Origin of the sequence: Janthinobacterium sp. RA13 (assembly GCF_000745325.1) — a bacterium.
Lineage (GTDB): Bacteria > Pseudomonadota > Gammaproteobacteria > Burkholderiales > Burkholderiaceae_D > Janthinobacterium > Janthinobacterium rivuli.
This window is the reverse complement of the sequence record NZ_JQNP01000001.1, coordinates 5,094,834-5,111,988: the sequence shown is the minus strand read 5'-3', so window position 1 is coordinate 5,111,988 and position 17,155 is coordinate 5,094,834. Positions and strand designations below refer to the sequence as shown.

The 17,155-nt window shown below is 62.5% G+C and carries 14 protein-coding genes; 6 read left to right on the top strand and 8 right to left on the bottom strand.

What is annotated here, in order from left to right:
• The first annotated feature begins 216 nt into the window (after positions 1-216).
• Together metH and FG13_RS22630 are read left to right on the top strand one after the other, a co-directional pair.
• On the top strand, positions 217-3,987 hold the full coding sequence (gene metH, locus FG13_RS22635) for a methionine synthase (RefSeq protein ID WP_035828608.1): 3,771 nt from the start codon (positions 217-219) through the stop codon (positions 3,985-3,987).
• 111 nt (positions 3,988-4,098) lie between these two features.
• Positions 4,099-4,470, top strand: a complete 372-nt coding sequence (locus FG13_RS22630) for an SPW repeat protein (RefSeq protein WP_035824535.1) — start codon at positions 4,099-4,101, stop codon at positions 4,468-4,470.
• A 156-nt stretch (positions 4,471-4,626) separates the two neighbouring features.
• Here the strand turns inward: FG13_RS22630 and FG13_RS22625 are convergent, their stop codons facing one another.
• The 8 genes from FG13_RS22625 to rsmB all read right to left on the bottom strand — a co-directional run bounded on the left by FG13_RS22625 (position 4,627) and on the right by rsmB (position 12,851).
• Positions 4,627-5,907, bottom strand: coding sequence for an EAL and HDOD domain-containing protein (locus FG13_RS22625; RefSeq protein ID WP_035824533.1), 1,281 nt, complete (start codon positions 5,905-5,907; stop codon positions 4,627-4,629).
• 137 nt (positions 5,908-6,044) lie between these two features.
• Entirely contained in the window at positions 6,045-6,824 is a 780-nt protein-coding gene (locus FG13_RS22620; protein WP_081922850.1) for a class II glutamine amidotransferase, read from the bottom strand.
• A 77-nt stretch (positions 6,825-6,901) separates the two neighbouring features.
• Positions 6,902-7,159 (bottom strand): BTH_I0359 family protein, encoded by a 258-nt coding sequence (locus FG13_RS22615; RefSeq protein ID WP_035824528.1) that lies wholly within the window; start codon positions 7,157-7,159, stop codon positions 6,902-6,904.
• Positions 7,160-7,312: 153 nt separating this feature from the next.
• A complete protein-coding gene (locus FG13_RS22610) occupies positions 7,313-7,714 on the bottom strand; it encodes a hypothetical protein (protein ID WP_051959367.1) in 402 nt (133 codons plus the stop codon).
• Entirely contained in the window at positions 7,711-8,430 is a 720-nt protein-coding gene (locus FG13_RS22605) for a response regulator (RefSeq protein WP_035824525.1), read from the bottom strand. Before FG13_RS22605 ends, FG13_RS22610 begins: the two co-directional genes overlap by 4 nt.
• A 98-nt stretch (positions 8,431-8,528) precedes the next feature.
• Positions 8,529-10,826, bottom strand: coding sequence for a sensor histidine kinase (locus tag FG13_RS22600; RefSeq protein ID WP_035824522.1), 2,298 nt, complete (start codon positions 10,824-10,826; stop codon positions 8,529-8,531).
• Entirely contained in the window at positions 10,826-11,332 is a 507-nt protein-coding gene (locus FG13_RS22595; protein WP_225243733.1) for a DUF4390 domain-containing protein, read from the bottom strand. Before FG13_RS22595 ends, FG13_RS22600 begins: the two co-directional genes overlap by 1 nt.
• 97 nt (positions 11,333-11,429) lie before the next feature.
• Positions 11,430-12,851: a 16S rRNA (cytosine(967)-C(5))-methyltransferase RsmB gene (gene rsmB / locus FG13_RS22590; protein ID WP_035824518.1), complete on the bottom strand. Its 1,422-nt coding sequence runs from the start codon at positions 12,849-12,851 to the stop codon at positions 11,430-11,432.
• A gap of 376 nt (positions 12,852-13,227) precedes the next feature.
• Between rsmB and argS the strand changes: the two genes are divergently transcribed.
• Genes argS through FG13_RS22570 form a run of 4 tightly spaced genes read left to right on the top strand, consistent with a single transcriptional unit; the run spans position 13,228 to position 17,154 of the window.
• Positions 13,228-14,937 carry an arginine--tRNA ligase gene (argS, locus tag FG13_RS22585; RefSeq protein WP_035824516.1) on the top strand — a complete coding sequence of 570 codons (1,710 nt, stop codon included), beginning with the start codon at positions 13,228-13,230 and terminating at the stop codon, positions 14,935-14,937.
• A 20-nt stretch (positions 14,938-14,957) separates the two neighbouring features.
• A complete protein-coding gene (locus FG13_RS22580) occupies positions 14,958-15,662 on the top strand; it encodes an SPOR domain-containing protein (RefSeq protein ID WP_035824514.1) in 705 nt (234 codons plus the stop codon).
• Positions 15,663-15,671: 9 nt separating this feature from the next.
• On the top strand, positions 15,672-16,343 hold the full coding sequence (locus FG13_RS22575; protein ID WP_035824513.1) for a thiol:disulfide interchange protein DsbA/DsbL: 672 nt from the start codon (positions 15,672-15,674) through the stop codon (positions 16,341-16,343).
• A gap of 37 nt (positions 16,344-16,380) precedes the next feature.
• A complete protein-coding gene (locus FG13_RS22570; protein ID WP_035824511.1) occupies positions 16,381-17,154 on the top strand; it encodes an SDR family oxidoreductase in 774 nt (257 codons plus the stop codon).
• The last annotated feature ends 1 nt before the right edge of the window (position 17,155 follow it).

The window sequence follows — 17,155 nt, the reverse complement described above, 5'->3', positions numbered from 1 at the left end:
GAACAGCCGCTTTTGCTTAAAACCAAAGCAGCCTGATGCCGTATAATTTTAGACCCGGTGAAATCAGGCGATTGCCACCTTCTGCCTGCCCTACCCGGCCGGCACTCTCCGTCAGCTGATCCTGCTGGCCGCATCCGCCTCGTACCTGTCTTGTCGCCGCGCCGCCGCCCGTTTGCCTATTGAAAGCATGAAATGAACGATACCGTGATCCCCGCCATGTCCCCGACCGAAGCCACCTTGCGCGCCATTCTTGCGCGACGGATCATGATTCTCGACGGCGCGATGGGCACGATCATCCAGCAATACAAGCTCGACGAAGAAGCGTACCGTGGCGGCCCCGCTGGCCGCTTCATCGATTTCACCGCGCCGGCCGACAGTGGCGCGCGCGAACTGTTCGTCAAGGGCAATAATGAATTGCTGACCCTGACGCAGCCGCACATCATCCAGGAAATCCACGAGCGCTACCTGGCGGCCGGCGCCGACCTGATCGAAACGAATACCTTCGGCGCCACGACGATCGCGCAAGACGACTACCACATGGCCCACCTGGCCTATGAAATGAACGTGCAGGCGGCAAAACTGGCGCGTGCCGCCTGCGACAAATATTCCACGCCGGACAAGCCGCGCTTCGTCGCCGGCGCCCTCGGGCCCACGCCGAAGACGGCGTCGATCTCGCCCGACGTCAACGACCCGGCCGCGCGCAACGTCAGTTTCGACCAGCTGGTGGCCGCCTACCTGCAGCAGACGCAGGGCCTGGTGGAAGGCGGCGCCGACGTGCTGCTGGTGGAAACCATTTTCGATACCCTCAACTGCAAGGCGGCCCTGTTCGCCATCGACCTGTTCTACGAGCAAAACCCGACCGTCGTGCGCCTGCCCTTGATGATTTCCGGCACCGTCACGGATGCGTCGGGACGCATCCTGTCGGGCCAGACCGTGCCTGCCTTCTGGAATTCCGTGCGCCACGCGAAACCGCTGACCATCGGCCTGAACTGCGCGCTGGGCGCCGCCCTGATGCGTCCGTACGCGGAAGAGCTGGCCAAGATCGCCGACACTTTCGTCTGCATCTACCCGAACGCGGGCTTGCCCAACCCCATGAGCGACACGGGCTTTGACGAGTTGCCAGCCGACACGTCCGCCCTGCTGCGCGAATTTGCCGACGCGGGCTTTTTGAACATGGCGGGCGGCTGCTGCGGCACCACGCCCGAACACATCGCCGCCATCGGGCAATTGCTGTCGAAAAACACGCCGCGCACCGTGCCGGCGCCATCGCACGACTTGCGCCTGGCGGGCCTGGAACCGTTCGTCGTCAATGACGAGTCGCTGTTCGTCAACGTGGGCGAGCGCACCAACGTCACGGGTTCGAAAGCGTTCGCGCGCATGATTCTCAACGAGCAATACGACGAAGCCCTGTCCGTGGCGCGCCAGCAAGTGGAAAACGGCGCGCAAGTGATCGACATCAACATGGATGAAGCGATGCTCGATTCGCTGGCCGCCATGACGCGCTTTTTGAACCTGATCGCCTCGGAACCCGATATTTCGCGCGTGCCCATCATGGTCGACTCGTCGAAATGGTCGGTCATCGAAGCGGGCCTGAAATGCGTGCAGGGCAAGGCCATCGTCAACTCGATTTCCATGAAGGAAGGCGAAGAGGAATTCCTGCGCCAGGCGAAACTGTGCCGCCGCTACGGCGCGGCCGTCATCGTCATGGCCTTCGATGAGAAGGGCCAGGCCGATACCTTCGAGCGCAAGATCGAGATTTGCGCGCGCGCGTATCACCTGCTGATCGACGCGCTGGACTTCCCGCCGGAAGACATCATTTTCGACCCGAACATCTTTGCCGTCGCCACCGGCATCGAAGAGCACAACAACTACGCCGTCGACTTCATCAATGCCACGCGCTGGATCAAGGAAAACTTGCCGTACGCGAAGATCTCGGGCGGCGTGTCGAACGTGTCCTTCAGTTTCCGCGGCAACGATCCCGCCCGCGAAGCCATCCACACGGTCTTCCTGTATCACGCCATCAAGGCCGGCATGACCATGGGCATCGTCAACGCCGGCATGGTGGGCGTGTACGACAACCTGGACCCGGAATTGCGCGAGCGCGTGGAAGACGTGGTGCTGAACCGCCGCGAAGACTCGACCGAACGCATGATCGAGTTTGCCGGCACCCTGAAGGCGGGCGGCAAGGCCGAGGCGCAAACCCTGGCCTGGCGCGAAGGCACCGTGCAGGCGCGCCTGTCGCACGCGCTGGTGCATGGCATCACGCAATTCATCGTGGAAGACACGGAAGAAGCGCGCCAGGAGCTGCTGCACAATGGCGGGCGCCCGATCCACGTGATCGAGGGGCCGTTGATGGCGGGCATGGACGTGGTCGGCGACCTGTTTGGGCAGGGCAAGATGTTCCTGCCGCAAGTGGTGAAATCGGCGCGCGTGATGAAACAGGCCGTGGCCCACTTGATTCCGTTCATCGAGGAAGAAAAGCTGCTGGAAGAAAAGCGCACGGGCATCGTCGCCAAGCCGAAAGGCAAGATCATCATGGCGACCGTGAAAGGCGACGTGCATGACATCGGCAAGAACATCGTCACGGTAGTCTTGCAATGCAATAACTTCGAAGTGGTGAACATGGGCGTGATGGTGCCGTGCTCGGAAATCCTCGCGCGCGCCAAGGTGGAAAACGCGGACATCATTGGTCTGTCCGGCCTGATCACGCCGTCCCTGGAAGAAATGGCGTATGTCGCCAAGGAAATGCAGCGCGACGAACACTTCCGCATGCTCAAGATTCCCCTGCTGATCGGCGGCGCCACCACCAGCCGCGCCCACACGGCCGTGAAAATCGCGCACAACTATGAAGGCCCCGTCATCTACGTGCCGGACGCCTCGCGTTCCGTGTCCGTGGCGCAGTCGCTGTTGACACCCGAGCAGCGCGACAAGTACGTGGAAGACATCGAGCTCGACTACGCGCGCATCCGCGAACAGCACGCCAACAAGAAGGCGCTGCCCATCCTGCCGCTGGCGCAAGCGCGTGCCAACAAGATGGTCGTGCCTTTCGACGGCGCCTGCACGCCCGTGAAACCAAAGTTCATCGGCCGCCGCCTGTTTAAAAATGTCGACCTGGCCACCCTGGCCAACTATATCGACTGGGGTCCGTTCTTCCAGACCTGGGACCTGGCCGGCCCCTTCCCCGCCATTTTGACGGATGAAGTGGTGGGCGACGCGGCCACCAAGGTGTACGCGGAAGGCCAGGCCTTGCTGAAAAAGCTCATCGACGGACGCTGGCTGACGGCCAATGGCGTCGTGTCCTTGCTGCCAGCGAACAGCGTCAATGACGACGATATCGAGGTGTACACGGACGATACGCGCAGTACCGTGGCGTTCACCTACTACGGCATGCGCCAGCAGGGCGTCAAACCCGTGGTCGACGGCGTGCAGCGTCCAAACCAGTGCCTGGCCGATTTCATCGCGCCGAAGGCATCGGGCGTGAAAGATTACATCGGCATGTTCGCCGTCACGTCCGGCCTGGGCATCGAGAAATACGAAAAACGCTTCGAGGATGCGCACGACGATTACTCGTCCATCATGCTCAAATCGCTGGCCGACCGCCTGGCCGAAGCATTCGCCGAATACCTGCACGAGCGCGTGCGCAAGGATTTGTGGGGCTATGTGCCGGATGAACACCTGGGCAACGACGACATGATCGCCGAGAAATATGTCGGCATCCGCCCCGCGCCCGGCTACCCCGCGTGCCCCGAGCACACGGTCAAGAAACAGATGTTCGAGGTCATGCAGGCCGAGGAAATCGGCATGCAGCTGACGGAATCGTACGCCATGTTCCCCGGCGCGGCCGTGTCCGGCTTCTATTTTGCCCACCCGGAGTCGAAATACTTCGTCGTCGGCAAGATCGGCATGGACCAGGTGGAAGACATGGCCAAGCGCCGTGGCGCCAGCATCGAGGACGTGGAACGCTGGCTGTCGCCGAACCTGTCATAAGCGGTGAGAAGGCGCGCGGAACTTTTCGCGCGCCGCAGCGCACTAACGCAGTATGCCGGCCGGCATGCTGCATGCCCGCTCCGGCCCGTTCTCAATTGGCAAGGAGGTAATATGGCAAGCAACTTCAAACTGAAACGCTGGCAGGATCAGGTGATCCTGTTGCTGGGCCTGTGGCTCGTCGTCTCGCCTTGGGCCTTTTCCTACCCCGAGGGGTCACCGCAGATGATCAACGCCTTTGTCTCGGGCCTGGTGATCGCCGGTCTGGCCGCCTTCGACCTGTACAAGACCTATTTCTGGGCCGTCGTCGTCAACCTGCTGGTGGGCGTGTGGGTGGCGGCCTCGCCGTGGGTGCTGCGGCTGGCCGATCAGCCCGTCGTCATGTGGAACGAGATGATCGTCGGTATCGCCGTCGTCGTGCTGGCCCTGTGGGAACTGCGCACCGACCCCGAGCTGCACAAGCACTGGCCCGGTGCGGCGGCGTAGCGGCGTAAAAAAGCCCTGTCACGGCGACGCCGTGCAGGGCTGTTTTTTTGGACGGGTCGCGTAGGTCGGATTAGCGCTTGCGCGTAATCCGACACCACAGTCATCGCCAACAATGTTGTCGGATTACGCGTGGCCTGGCGGCCGCGCTAATCCGACCTACAAAGCGTAGCGGACGACGTTATCGCTCCATTCATAGGCGGCCATTTCCAGCTCCACCAGGTCGTCCGGCGACATGGCCAGGTCGCGCAGGGTTGGCACGATCTCGCCTTCCATGTCTTCGATGCGCTCGATGCATTCGGCCAGGCGCAGCAGGTCGCCATAGAAACCTTCGCGCGACAGCAGCGCTTCGGCCACTTCGTCGATGACTTCGATCTGGCTGAGGATTTCCGACATCGGCACGCCGAACAGGGTATCCATCAGGGACATGATGCCGACCGTAAAGGCGATATCGGCCGAATGGGCGTGGTTGGGGCGCAGTTTATGCGCAAGCAATTCCAGCAAACGGCCGCGCGTGGTGGCCAGCATCAGCAGCGGCGTCATGCTATGGCCGCGCTTGCTTGGTTCCGCATACAGCATGATTTGCAGCCAGCGCTGCAATTGGCGGCGGCCCAGCACGGTCACGGCCTGGCTCAGCGAATCGATGCGCTGGCGCGCGCCCACGGCCGGCGTATTGACCAGGCGCAGCAGATTCAGGGCCAGCGACACGTCGCGCTTGATGGCGCGCTCGATATCCATATTGTCGGCGTCGGACGTCACCAGCGTCATCAGTTCCATGACTGCCAGTTGCGACGGCGACAGCTTCTTGCCCGTCATGATGGCGGGCTTGGCAAAGTAGTAACCTTGGAAGTAATCGAAGCCCAGGTCCAGGCCCGATTTGAATTCTTCGCGCGTCTCGACCTTTTCCGCCACCAGTTTCTTGTTTTCCTGCTTGAAACGGGGCGCCAGGGCCGCCAGCACTTTCGGATCGACCGTGCTCATGTCCATCTTGACGTATTGCACCAGCGGCAGCAGTTCCTGCACTTGCGCCGTGTCGGAAACGACGTTTTCCAGCGCGAAGGTGAAGCCATGGCCCACCAGTTCGCTGATGCGCGCGCGCACTTCCGGCGTGACGGGCATCGATTCGACGATTTCCAGCACCACTTTTTCACGCGGCAGGAACACGAAGATGTCACTCATGATCACGTCGGCATCGACGTTGACGAAACCGAGCGCGTCGCCGATGACCTTTTCCATGCCCAGCTGGGAAGCGTGGGCGATGACGGACGCCGTAGCGGACAGGTCGCTGGTAATGTTGGCGGGACCGACCGGAGCGTTGCGGAATAGCAACTCATAGCCAAACAAGGCTTGATTGCGGTCAAGAATAGGTTGTCGCCCCAGATAAAACTCGCGCACGCGCAAGGGTTTCGGGGTGATGTCGTTGCTGGAAATATCGATCATTAACTCTTCATCAATCACGTCGAGTGACACCGGCCGCGCCGCGCCCGCATCAAGGTTCACTATTGACAATACTTTAGCTGAATTCCGCCCGCGCTGTGGGTATTTTGGCAGCAATCCAGTTTATTGTCGTCAACAAATTAGGGCACTGGCGTGTCTTGCACCATCCCGTCGACAAATAATTTCAATTCGCCCGGCGCAAACGCCGTCCATTGCTCATTTGTCGTCAGCGGCTGGGTAACGATCACGGCCACTCTGTCCTGCGGTGTCGTCACCTGGGAAAAGTCCACGCTCAGGTCTTCATCGGAGAGTTTAGCAGTTGGGAACGGATGTTGTCGCACCAGATAGTGCAAGCTGGTCGAGCAATGGGCAAACAGCGCCTCGCCGCTCGACAGCATCATGTTAAACGTGCCGTGGGCAGCGATGCTGGGCAACAACTCCCCCAGGGCCGCATGCAGTTGCGGCAAGGCTGGCGGAGCGTCGCCAAAGCGCGCGTGCAGTTCCTGCAGCAGGTAGCAGAAAGCCAGTTCGCTGTCGGTGCAGCCGACGGGACGGTAACTGCCCGTCAGCACAGGATGAAATTCCTTCAAATCGCCATTGTGGGCAAAGACCCAGTAGCGGCCCCACAGTTCGCGCACGAAGGGGTGGCAGTTTTCCAGCGCGACCTGGCCTTGCGTGGCCTTGCGGATATGCGCGATGACGTTGCGCGACTTGATCGGGTAGCGTTTGATCAGTTCGGCCACGGGCGAGGCGATGGCCGCCTGGTGGTCGACGAAATGGCGCACGCCGGCGCCCTCGAAAAAGGCGATGCCCCAGCCGTCATGGTGGGTATCGGTATGGCCGCCGCGCATGGCGAAGCCGGTAAAACTAAAGACAATGTCCGTGGGGACATTGCAATTCATTCCGAGAAGTTGGCACATGGTCTGTTTGCAGCGGGATAACACGGCCACCATACCACGCCGCCTGGCGGATTGGTATGGCGGCGATGGCCATCCGATCAGTGCAACAGCACGGGCTGGCTCATGAGGGAATCGTAGCTGCCCAGGAATTCATCGATCTCTTCCATGCTCGGTTCGCTGGCGATCAGCTCCGTGACGTCGCGGCGGAAGTTTTGCGCCAGGATGCCGGCGATAAACGTCTCGCGTTTGCCCCCCTTGTCGACGATTTCATAGCCGCCAAAGCGCAGGGCTTCCAGGTCGCCGTCGATGCCGAATTCCACGACGCTGTATTGTTCGCTGTTATAGATCAGGTTCATTTTGCATCCTTCGCTCAAGCAGGAGAAGCTCCTGCGGTTTCAGGACAGAGGTGGGGTTCACACGCCGCCATTTCAAGCGGCCAGGCCACCCTGCGGGCTACAGAGTTGTAACGAGATGCAAACTGCGACTGCGGTAAGTCGATCGAAAAATCGTCAGGCAACGACGATGTCCGCTTGCAGCGCCAGCAAGGCATCGTAGGGACTGGCGGTGAGCCAGGTGCGCAATTGTTCGATGTGCGTGGCGTCAGCCAGGCTGATGAACAAGTGCGCGGGTGGATGGCGCAGCAGACGATTCAATGTTACACGCAATACGAGATTGCCGCTGCAGCACAGGCAACCGGGTGCGATGCGCAACAGTTGCAAGGGAAATGATGGAGAAGGGGAAACTTGCTCGGCCAGGTCGGCCAGGATGGCGTTGCCATCGGCAAGGCCTTCGAGGATCACGGCGGCCGGCTGGTTCGGCGGCAAGGCTTGCGCGATGGCAGCCTCGCGCCCGGCGGCGCGTCCACCGCTGACCAGGGTCAGCGGCGTCGGACGCCGCACGGCTGCCGTCACAGGCTTTTCTTGGCCAGCTTGCCCGGTTCGACGCCCAGCTGTTTCAGCTTGCGGTACAAATGGGTGCGCTCCAGGCCCGTTTTTTCCGCCACGCGGGTCATGCTGCCGCCTTCGCGACCCAGGTGGTGTTCGAAATACATGCGCTCGAACGCGTCGCGCGCCTCGCGCAGGGGCAAGTCGAACGACAGGTTGTAGCCATGGCCTTCGGCCACCGCCGGGACGGCGATGCCTGGGCGTACCATCAGCTGTTGCGGCGCGCTGCCGCCAAAGCTGGGCACGGGATGGCTGCTTTCCTCGGCCACCACGGGCGCCACGGGACGCGCTGCCACGCTCGGCGCGCGCACGGTTTCCTGGGCCCGCGTCAAGCCTTGCTGGACCGCCTTCAGCAGTTTTTGCAGGGCAATCGGTTTTTCCAGGAAGTTCATGGCGCCGATGCGCGTCGCCTCGACCGCCGTATCGATGGTGGCGTGGCCCGACATCATGATCACCGGCATGGTCAGCAAACCGTCGCGCTGCCATTCCTTGAGCAAGGTGACGCCATCGGTGTCGGGCATCCAGATATCCAGCAATACCAGATCCGGCGCACCGGCGGCACGCGCTTCGCGTGCCTGCTGCGCATTTTCGGCCAGCTGGATAGCATGTCCTTCGTCGCCCAAAATTTCCGAGAGCAACTCACGGATACCCATTTCATCATCCACTACGAGTATGTTTGCCATTCGTGTCTTGCCTTCCTCATTTCGCCGGCCGTCGCGCACAAGATGCACACGGCGGACAACTATGATTTTATTAGTGTTTTAAATACTAAACCAGACCCTCACGCCAGGAATTCCTGGGCAGGAGTGTCGGGAGCTAACTTTAACAGCAAAATGACCACCGAAGCGCCATTGCCGTCGACCCGGTTCTCGATATCGATGCGTCCGCCGTGTTCATCGATAATTTTCTTGACCATCGCCAGGCCCAATCCCGTGCCGCGCGCCTTCGAGGTCACGTAGGGCTCGAAAGCCCGTGCCAGGATTTTTGGCGCGAAACCAGGGCCATTGTCGCTGATGGCCAGCCGCACGGCGATATTCACGCCGCCGTCCGCACTGCGATAATGAATTGCTTCCGTCCTTACGTCAATCCGCGGATGCGGCGAGTCCGGCGGCAGGTCGGCCATCGCGTCCTGCGCATTCTGCAGCAGGTTATGGATCACCTGGCGCAACTGGGTCGGATCGCCCATCACCATCGGCAGATTCGGCGCCAGCAGCGGGTGGATGATGTCGCCATCGTCGCCGCGCAGGTACAGGTTCAGGATTTCCTCGATCAGCTCGTTCAGGCGCAGCGGCGTGAGCACGGCCGGCGGCGTGCGCGCATAGTCGCGGAAGTCGTCGACCATACGCTTCATCGCATCGACCTGCTTGACGATGGTGGTGGTGGCGCGGTTGAGCAGGTCGGCATCGAGCTGCTCCAGCTTGCCTTCGAGCTTCATCTGCAGGCGCTCGGCCGACAGCTGGATCGGCGTAAGCGGATTCTTGATTTCATGCGCCAGACGGCGCGCCACCTCGCCCCAGGCGATCGAGCGCTGCGCGGAAATGACGTCGGAAATATCATCGAAGACGACGATGTAGCCGCTGCCGGACTCCAGCGGCAGGCGCGAGCCGCGCGCCAGCAAGGTAATGTCATGCTCGTCGGCACTACTGCCCAGGCGGCGCGGAATCTCGATCTGCCGCTGCCAGTGCAATCGCTGCTGGTTGCGGCCCGACGCCGATTGCGCGCTTTGCGCCGTGAAGGCGCTGATGATGGCGCCGCCAAATTCTTCCATTCCAGCAATATTCGCCAGTGGCTGGCCCACCATGCTCATGCCCGAATGCTGCAGGATGCGCTCGACCGACTCGTTGCAGGTCACCAGTTTGAAGTCGCCGTCGAGCACCATCACGCCGGCCGACATGTTCGCCAGCACCGATTCCAGGTGGGCCTTGGCGTTTTGCAGGGCGGCGCGGTTGCTTTCCACAGCCGTGCGCGCATCGAGCAACTGGCGCGTCATGATATTGAACGACTGCGTCAAGGTGCCCAGTTCATCCTTGGTGGCAACGATGGGACGCGGCGACAGGTCGCCCTCGGCCACGGCGCGCGTGCCTTCGGCCAGCAGCAGCAGGGGCTGGGCCAGGTTGCCGGCGATCAGGAAAGCGCTGCCGATGGCGCCAAAGATGGCCAGCAGCAAGGTCAGGGTGAGAATTTCCATATACATCTTGCGCAAGCCCACGCGCGCGACGAAACGTTCCTTGTATTCGCTGTAGGCGGCGCGCAGCACTTCGCCATTCGTCGCCAGCTTGGGCGGCACCGATTGCAGCAATTGCAAATAGCGGGGCGAGACGGACGGTCCCGGCACGGCTACCAGCACGCGCAGGCGCAGGCTGGCCGCCGTTTCCAGCGACGCTGGCAGGCCCGAGCGGAAACCACCGCCACCCGATTCCGCGCCATCATCGTGCAACTCCAGACCACCTTCGGCCGAGGCATAGCCGGCCGGCAAGGCCGCCTGCACCAGCATGGCCGGCGTCGGCAAGTCGGCCGCGCTGTGCGGCCCGGCGCTGGCCAGCAGCACGCCGTCGCCGCTGACGAGCATGGCATTTTGCATGCCCTCTTCGCGCAGCAGACTGGTCAGCACGGCCGGGCCGGCCACCGGGTCGGCGCCCATTTCTTCGACGGCCTTGCGGCCCCGGTGGTCGAGCTCGACCAAGGCCGCGTCGAGGCCGGCACGGCCCAGCTCAATGCCCGATTCCAGCGCCGCTTCGATCTTGACGTTGAACCAGGATTCGATCGAGTGGGAAACAAATTGCACTGACACAAGGAAAATCACCAGGCCCGGCAGGATGCCGACGGCGGCGAACAGCATCACCAAACGTGTCATCAGCTTGGAGCCGAACTTGCCGCTCTTGTAGCGCGCGTACAGGCGGGCCAGGGAAATGCCCACCAGCGCCAGCAGCGACACGGCGACGGCCGCGTTCAGGCCCAGCAGCCAAGTGTAGTAACGGTCGAAAAAGCCGGAATTATCGGAAGCCGACGCCAGCAGGAACAGCAGGATACTGACAATGCCGCCGCCCACCACCAGCAGATAGCGCAATGCTTGACTCACTACTCCGCCGTATACAAGAAGGTTTTTTTATTCGAAGCCAGGCGCCAGTCGCTGTTATTGAAGGCATTGACCTGTATCGGCTTGGGCAGGTAGTCGCGGTCCATGCCCATGCGCAAGGTGACGTTATACGTCTGCCCCACTTTCAGCTCGCCGCGCCGCGCCACCAGCCAGCGGCTGGGACGGCGGATCAGGAACAGCGCATCGTCAAGCGTGGGGAAGCTTTGCTGCAAACCGACGCCCGACACATGATACTGGCGCGTGAGCACGTTGTAGGACAGCTTGCTGGTCTGGCGCGCCACGATGGCTTTTTCATCGAACCAGTACCAGCGGGGCCGGGTCAGTTCGATTTCTGTCGTGAAATACAGCGGTACGCCATGCTGTACCGCGTCATCGAGATCGTGATTGAGCTCGAAGGAATACGTGGCGGCCAGCTTGTAGCCCTCTTCGCCCGACTCGATGTAGGCACGGGTGATGTCGACCATGTCGGCGGCATGCGCGCGTGGCATGGTACATGCCAGCATCAGCAGCAGGGCCAGGAGTCGGAAGAGTCGTGTTGTCACAAGTGTGCCGGTGTAGTCCGTAGGATAAGGTTCGACGAATCGCTCAAGCCGCATTTTTTTGGAAGAGCGCATAGAACAAACCGTCGTGGTCCTGCTCCGCGCTGCCAGTCGGCAACAGCTGGCCAGGCGCTGTCAATCGGGTTGCATTATTGCGTACCGCAAATGCCGCCGCCTGTGCCTCGGATTCTTGCGGCCACAATGAACATGTCACGAACAGCAATTTACCATCGGGGCGCAGCATCTGCCACAGGTTGTCCAGAATTTTGGATGAAAGTGTTGCAAGTTGGAACGCATCGCCCTTGCGGCGCAACCAGCGAATGTCCGGATGGCGGCGCACGATGCCCGAGGCCGTGCACGGCACGTCGGCCAGGATGCGGTCGTACTGCTGGCCGTCCCACCACGCGCTCGATTGCGCATCCTGCGCCTTCAGGGTGGCGTCCAGGCCCAGGCGCTCGAGGTTTTCCGCGATGCGCGGCAGGCGCTTGGCGTCCGCGTCGATGGCCGTCACCTGCACGTCGGCCAGTTCCAGGATGTGGCACGTCTTGCCGCCGGGCGCCGCGCAGGCGTCCAGCACGCGCATGCCATCATGCAAGTCCAGCAGCGGCGCGGCCAGTTGCGCGCCAGCATCTTGTACGGAAACGACGCCCTGCTCGAAGCCGGGGATCAGGGCCACGCCGATCGGCTTGTCCAGGCGCACGGCGAACGGTCCCACCTGGCGCGCGGCAATGCCCGCCTCGGCCAGCACGGCCAGATACGCTTCGACCGTGCTCTTGCGGCGGTTCACGCGCAAGGTCAAGGGCGGCACGGCATTGCCGGCCGTCAAAATAGCTTGCCAGTCGCGGGGATAAGCCAGGCGCAGCGAGTCGATCCACCACTGCGGATAATTCCATTGCGCCAACGGTTGCTGCAGGGCCGCTTCCAGCAAGGATTTGCGCTCGCGCAAGAAACGGCGCAAGACGGCATTCACCATGCCCTTGGCGTGCGCCAGGTCAGGGTGCGAGGTGGCGACCGTGACGGCCTGGTCGACCACCGTGAATTCTTCGTACGGCTGTTCGCCCGGCTCGGCCGACATCAGGGACAGCGCACAGCACAGCAGCGCGGCCAGCATCGGCGGCTCGGGCGCCTTCGACGTCATCAGGCCGACCAGGGTTTCGCTGCGGCCCAGCTGGCGCATGGTGCGGTAGGAAATATCCTGGATCGCGCCGCGCGCCTGCGGACTGGCGTTCGATTGCACAAACACCTTGGCCAGCGCCTGCGGCAGGGCCGTGCCCGTACGCACTTGCGCCACGGCATTGGCCGCGCCCAACAGGCAAAACGCCAGCGAGTCGGCACGCAAATCGGGTTGGAAGCCTGGCTGCAAGACCGGTTTCAGGTCGGGATGGTAGCTGGGACGCAGTTTTGGTGCGGCAGGCGCCTGGCCTGGCGCCGGCTTGGTTTTCAATTTCAGCGTGGGGCGCTTGTTCATAGTTATCCGGTGTGGCTGCGCGCGGCGGGCTGCATGGTGGCAAAGTCGCGGCCGCGCGTCATCAATAAAGGGTCGATTGTAGCGTTTGTGGCGCCCTCTGGCCCAAGCGATTGCAGCGATACCTGTAAATTGCGGCAAAAAACTGCATATATACAAGCAGAATGCCCCATGCTGATGTTTTCGTGCACCAACATGGGCATGCTGTCCTGATAATATCGTGAAATGCGCCGGCACGGGCACACTGCCTGCCGGCGTATTGTTCCCGGCAGCAAACCAGTATAATTAACGCAGTCTGGGCGGCTTGGGTACTGGCCGTCCGTTTTGCTTTTTGATTCATTCTATTCATTCTTAACGCGGTTCCGCCGCCATCCTGCTCATGCTCGCCCAACAGAAACAAGAAATCATCGCCCTGTTCCAGGCCGCCCTCGCTCCCGTCCTGGCCGGCACTACGCTAGCGCCTGCCGTGGTGCTCGAGCGACCACGCGATGCATCGCATGGCGACGTCGCCTGCAATATCGCCATGCAACTGGCCAAGCAGCTGAAACAGAATCCCCGTGAACTGGCGCAAACCATCGTTGCGGCCGTGCTGGCCAATCCGGCCGGCAAGGGCCTGATCGAGGCAGTGGAAATTGCCGGTCCCGGCTTCATCAACGTGCGCGTGTCAAACGCCGCCAAGCAGGCCGTGGTGAAAACCATCCTGAGCGAAGCCGACGGCTATGGCCGCAGCACGGCAGGCGCCGGCAAGCAGGTCATCCTGGAATTCGTCTCGGCCAACCCGACCGGTCCGCTGCACGTGGGCCACGGCCGCCAGGCGGCCCTGGGCGACGCCCTGTCCTCGCTGTTCGACGCGCAAGGCTACCAAGTGACGCGCGAGTTTTACTATAACGACGCGGGCGTGCAGATCCAGACCCTGGCCAATTCCGTGCAGGCGCGCGCGCGCGGCTTCAAGCCGGGCGACGCCGAATGGCCAGAGTCCGCCTACAACGGCGACTACATCGCCGATATCGCCAACGACTTCAAGGCCGGCAAGACCGTCTCGGCCAGCGATGGCCAGCCGGCTTCGGCCAACGGCAACGTGGAAGACATCGATTCGATCCGCCCGTTCGCCGTGACTTACCTGCGCAACGAGCAGGACATCGACTTGCAGGCGTTTGGCGTGAAGTTCGACAATTACTACCTGGAATCGTCGCTGTACGCGGACGGCAAGGTCAATAGCGCCGTCGAAACCCTGATCAAGGCGGGCCACACCTACGAGCAGGATGGCGCGCTGTGGCTGCGCACTACCGACTTCGGCGACGACAAGGACCGCGTGATGCGCAAGACGGACGGCACCTACACGTATTTCGTGCCGGACGTGGCGTATCACCTGGTGAAATGGCAGCGCGGCTTCGTGCAAGCCATCAATATCCAGGGCAGCGACCACCACGGCACCATCGCGCGCGTGCGCGCCGGCCTGCAGGCCGTCGACATGGGCATCCCGCAAGGCTACCCCGACTACGTGCTGCACAAGATGGTCACCGTCATGAAGGACGGCGAAGAAGTCAAGATTTCGAAGCGCGCCGGCTCCTACGTGACCGTGCGCGACCTGATCGAATGGTCGGGCGGCGGCGACATCGCCAAGGGCCGCGACGCCGTGCGCTTCTTCCTGATCTCGCGCAAGGCCGACACGGAATTCGTCTTCGACGTCGATGTGGCGCTGAAAACCACCGATGAAAACCCCGTCTATTACGTGCAGTACGCGCATGCGCGCATCTGCCGCATCCTGGAAAACTGGGGCGGCGATGCCAGCACGGTCGCCAACGTCGACCTTTCCCCGTTGACGGCACCGACCGAAGCGACCCTGCTGGCGACCCTGGCCGCCTACCCGGAAATGCTGGCGCGCGCGCAAGCGGAACTGGGACCGCATCAGGTGGCCTTCTACCTGCGCGACCTGGCCGCCAACCTGCACAGCTTCTACTTCGCCGAAAAAGTGCTGGTCGAGGACGAAGCCGTCAAGATGGCCCGCCTGGCCCTCGTCATCGCCGCGCGCCAGGTACTGCGCAACGGCCTGGCACTGATCGGCGTATCCGCGCCAAACAAAATGTAATCGCGAAGGTCAAACCGTCAATGAATCACGCTTCCCGTTTCTCTTCGACCCGGCGCCAGCAGGGCAATACCCTGGTCGGCATCATCATCGGCCTGGTCATCGGCCTGGGTATCGCCGTGGTGGTCGCCCTGGTGATCACCAAGGGCGCCTCGCCCTTCACCGACAAGTCGGGCAAGGCCGGCAAATCGACCGAACCGACGGCCGGCCAGATCGCCGATCCGAACAAGCCGATGTACGGCAACAAGGAAGCGGCCAAGGAAGCGGCGCGCGACTTCTCCAAGGAGCCGCGCGAGATCGTCACGCCGACGCAGCCGACTGCCCCTGCACCGGCGCCAGCGCAGCAGCCGAAGGCGCCGCCGCCGGACGCGCTGCAGGAATTGATCGGTACATTGAAGGACAAGCCGGCGCCGAAAACGCCGGCGGCAGCACCAGCAGCACCGCAAGCCAAGGCCGACGTGAAAGAGGCCAAGGCCGATGCAGCCAACGACAAATGGATTTATTATCTGCAGGCCGGCGCCTTCCATGACATGTCGGACGCCGAAAGCACGCGCGGCAAACTGGCGCTGCTCGGCTTCGAAGCGGCCATCAGCGACCGCAGCACCGACGCCGGCGTGCTGCACCGCGTGCGCGTCGGGCCGTTCAACCAGCTCGAAGCGATGAACCGCGCGCGCACGAAACTGTCTGAAAACGGCATCGACGTCGCCGTCGTCCGCAACCAAAAATAAGGAACCAGCATGCGTTTTCTGAAGAACATCCTGATCGCCGCCGCACTGTGCACGGCCGCCATGGGCGCATCGGCCTCGCCGGCAGACCCGAAAAACGGCGTCGAGTACGAAACCCTGCCCACGCCGCAGGTGACGGATGCGGGCAAGAAAATCGAAGTGACGGAATTCTTCGCCTATTACTGCCCGCATTGCAACGTGCTCGAACCGCAGCTGGCCGCCTGGGTCAAGAAACAGGGCGACAACATCGTCTTCAAGCGCGTGCACGTGTCGCGCGATGACAGCGTGGCGCCGCAGCAGCGGCTGTTCTTCACCCTGCAAGCCATGGGCCTGGTCGACAAGCTGCACACCAGCGTCTTCCACGCCATGCACGTGGAACGCAACCGCCTGAACACCGACGACGCCGTTTTCGATTTCGTCGCCAAACAGGGCGTGGACCGCCAGAAATTCATCGACACCTACCGTTCCATGGGTGTCTCGGCCCGCGTGCGCCGCGCGGACGCCATGATGCAGGGTTATAACGTGACGTTCTGGCCCATGATCGCCATCGATGGCCGCTACATCACCTCGCCGTCGCAAGCCGATCAGGGCAGCAAGTCGGCCAAGAACGAAGAGCAGCTGAACGCCCAGGCGCTCAGCGTGATGGACGTGCTGGTCGCGAAAGCCAAAGCGGAAAAGAAATAAGCATGGCCACTTCCCTGGCGCGCCCGGGCATCGCCTGATGCAACGCGTGCTTTACAGCGTATTCATCACGGGCGCGTCGAGCGGCTTGGGCGCCGCCCTGGCGCTGCAGTACGCGCGCCAGGGCGCCCATCTGGGCTTGCTGGCCCGCCGCGGCGACACGCTGCAGCAACTGATCGCCTCCCTGCCCCACCCTGAACGCCACCGCGCCTACGCCGTCGATGTGTGCGACCACGCCGCCCTGAAAAACGCGGCCGCCGACTTCATCGCCCATGCCGGCGGCATCGACGTCGTCATCGCCAGCGCCGGCGTGTCCTACGGCACCCTGAGCGAGCACGCGGAAGACCTGGACGCCTTCGCGCGCCTGATCGCCATCAACGTCACGGCCACCGTCGCCACCTTCGCGCCCTTCATCGCCGCCATGAAAAGCCAGGGCAGCGGACGCCTGGTGGGCATCGGCAGCGTGGCCGGCATTCGCGGCCTGCCTGGCGCCGAAGCCTACAGCGCCTCGAAGGCGGCCGTCATCAGCTACTGCGAATCGCTGCGCCTGGAACTGAAACCGGCTGGTATCAAGGTCGTCACCATCACGCCCGGCTACATCGACACGCCGATGACGCGCCACAATGCCTACCGCATGCCCTTCCTGATGCCGGCCGAAAAATTCGCCGTGCGCGCCGCGCGCGCCATCGCCGACGGCGACAGCTATCGCGTGATCCCGTGGCAGATGGGCGTCGTCGCCAAGCTGCTGCGCGCGCTGCCCAATGCCGTCTACGACCGGGCCTTCGCGAATGCGCCGCACAAGGCGCGCAACTGAA

Bases quoted from the DNA above. Each gene is read 5' to 3' on its own strand.
- FG13_RS22615 (WP_035824528.1), bottom strand. From the start codon at position 7,159: ATGAACCTGATCTATAACAGCGAACAATACAGCGTCGTGGAATTCGGC.
- argS (WP_035824516.1), top strand. From the start codon at position 13,228: ATGCTCGCCCAACAGAAACAAGAAATCATCGCCCTGTTCCAGGCCGCC.
- FG13_RS22595 (WP_225243733.1), bottom strand. From the start codon at position 11,332: ATGCCACGCGCGCATGCCGCCGACATGGTCGACATCACCCGTGCCTAC.
- FG13_RS22570 (WP_035824511.1), top strand. From the start codon at position 16,381: ATGCAACGCGTGCTTTACAGCGTATTCATCACGGGCGCGTCGAGCGGC.
- rsmB (WP_035824518.1), bottom strand. From the start codon at position 12,851: ATGAACAAGCGCCCCACGCTGAAATTGAAAACCAAGCCGGCGCCAGGC.
- FG13_RS22630 (WP_035824535.1), top strand. From the start codon at position 4,099: ATGGCAAGCAACTTCAAACTGAAACGCTGGCAGGATCAGGTGATCCTG.
- FG13_RS22605 (WP_035824525.1), bottom strand. From the start codon at position 8,430: ATGGCAAACATACTCGTAGTGGATGATGAAATGGGTATCCGTGAGTTG.
- FG13_RS22625 (WP_035824533.1), bottom strand. From the start codon at position 5,907: ATGATCGATATTTCCAGCAACGACATCACCCCGAAACCCTTGCGCGTG.
- FG13_RS22575 (WP_035824513.1), top strand. From the start codon at position 15,672: ATGCGTTTTCTGAAGAACATCCTGATCGCCGCCGCACTGTGCACGGCC.
- FG13_RS22580 (WP_035824514.1), top strand. From the start codon at position 14,958: ATGAATCACGCTTCCCGTTTCTCTTCGACCCGGCGCCAGCAGGGCAAT.
- FG13_RS22620 (WP_081922850.1), bottom strand. From the start codon at position 6,824: ATGTGCCAACTTCTCGGAATGAATTGCAATGTCCCCACGGACATTGTC.
- metH (WP_035828608.1), top strand. From the start codon at position 217: ATGTCCCCGACCGAAGCCACCTTGCGCGCCATTCTTGCGCGACGGATC.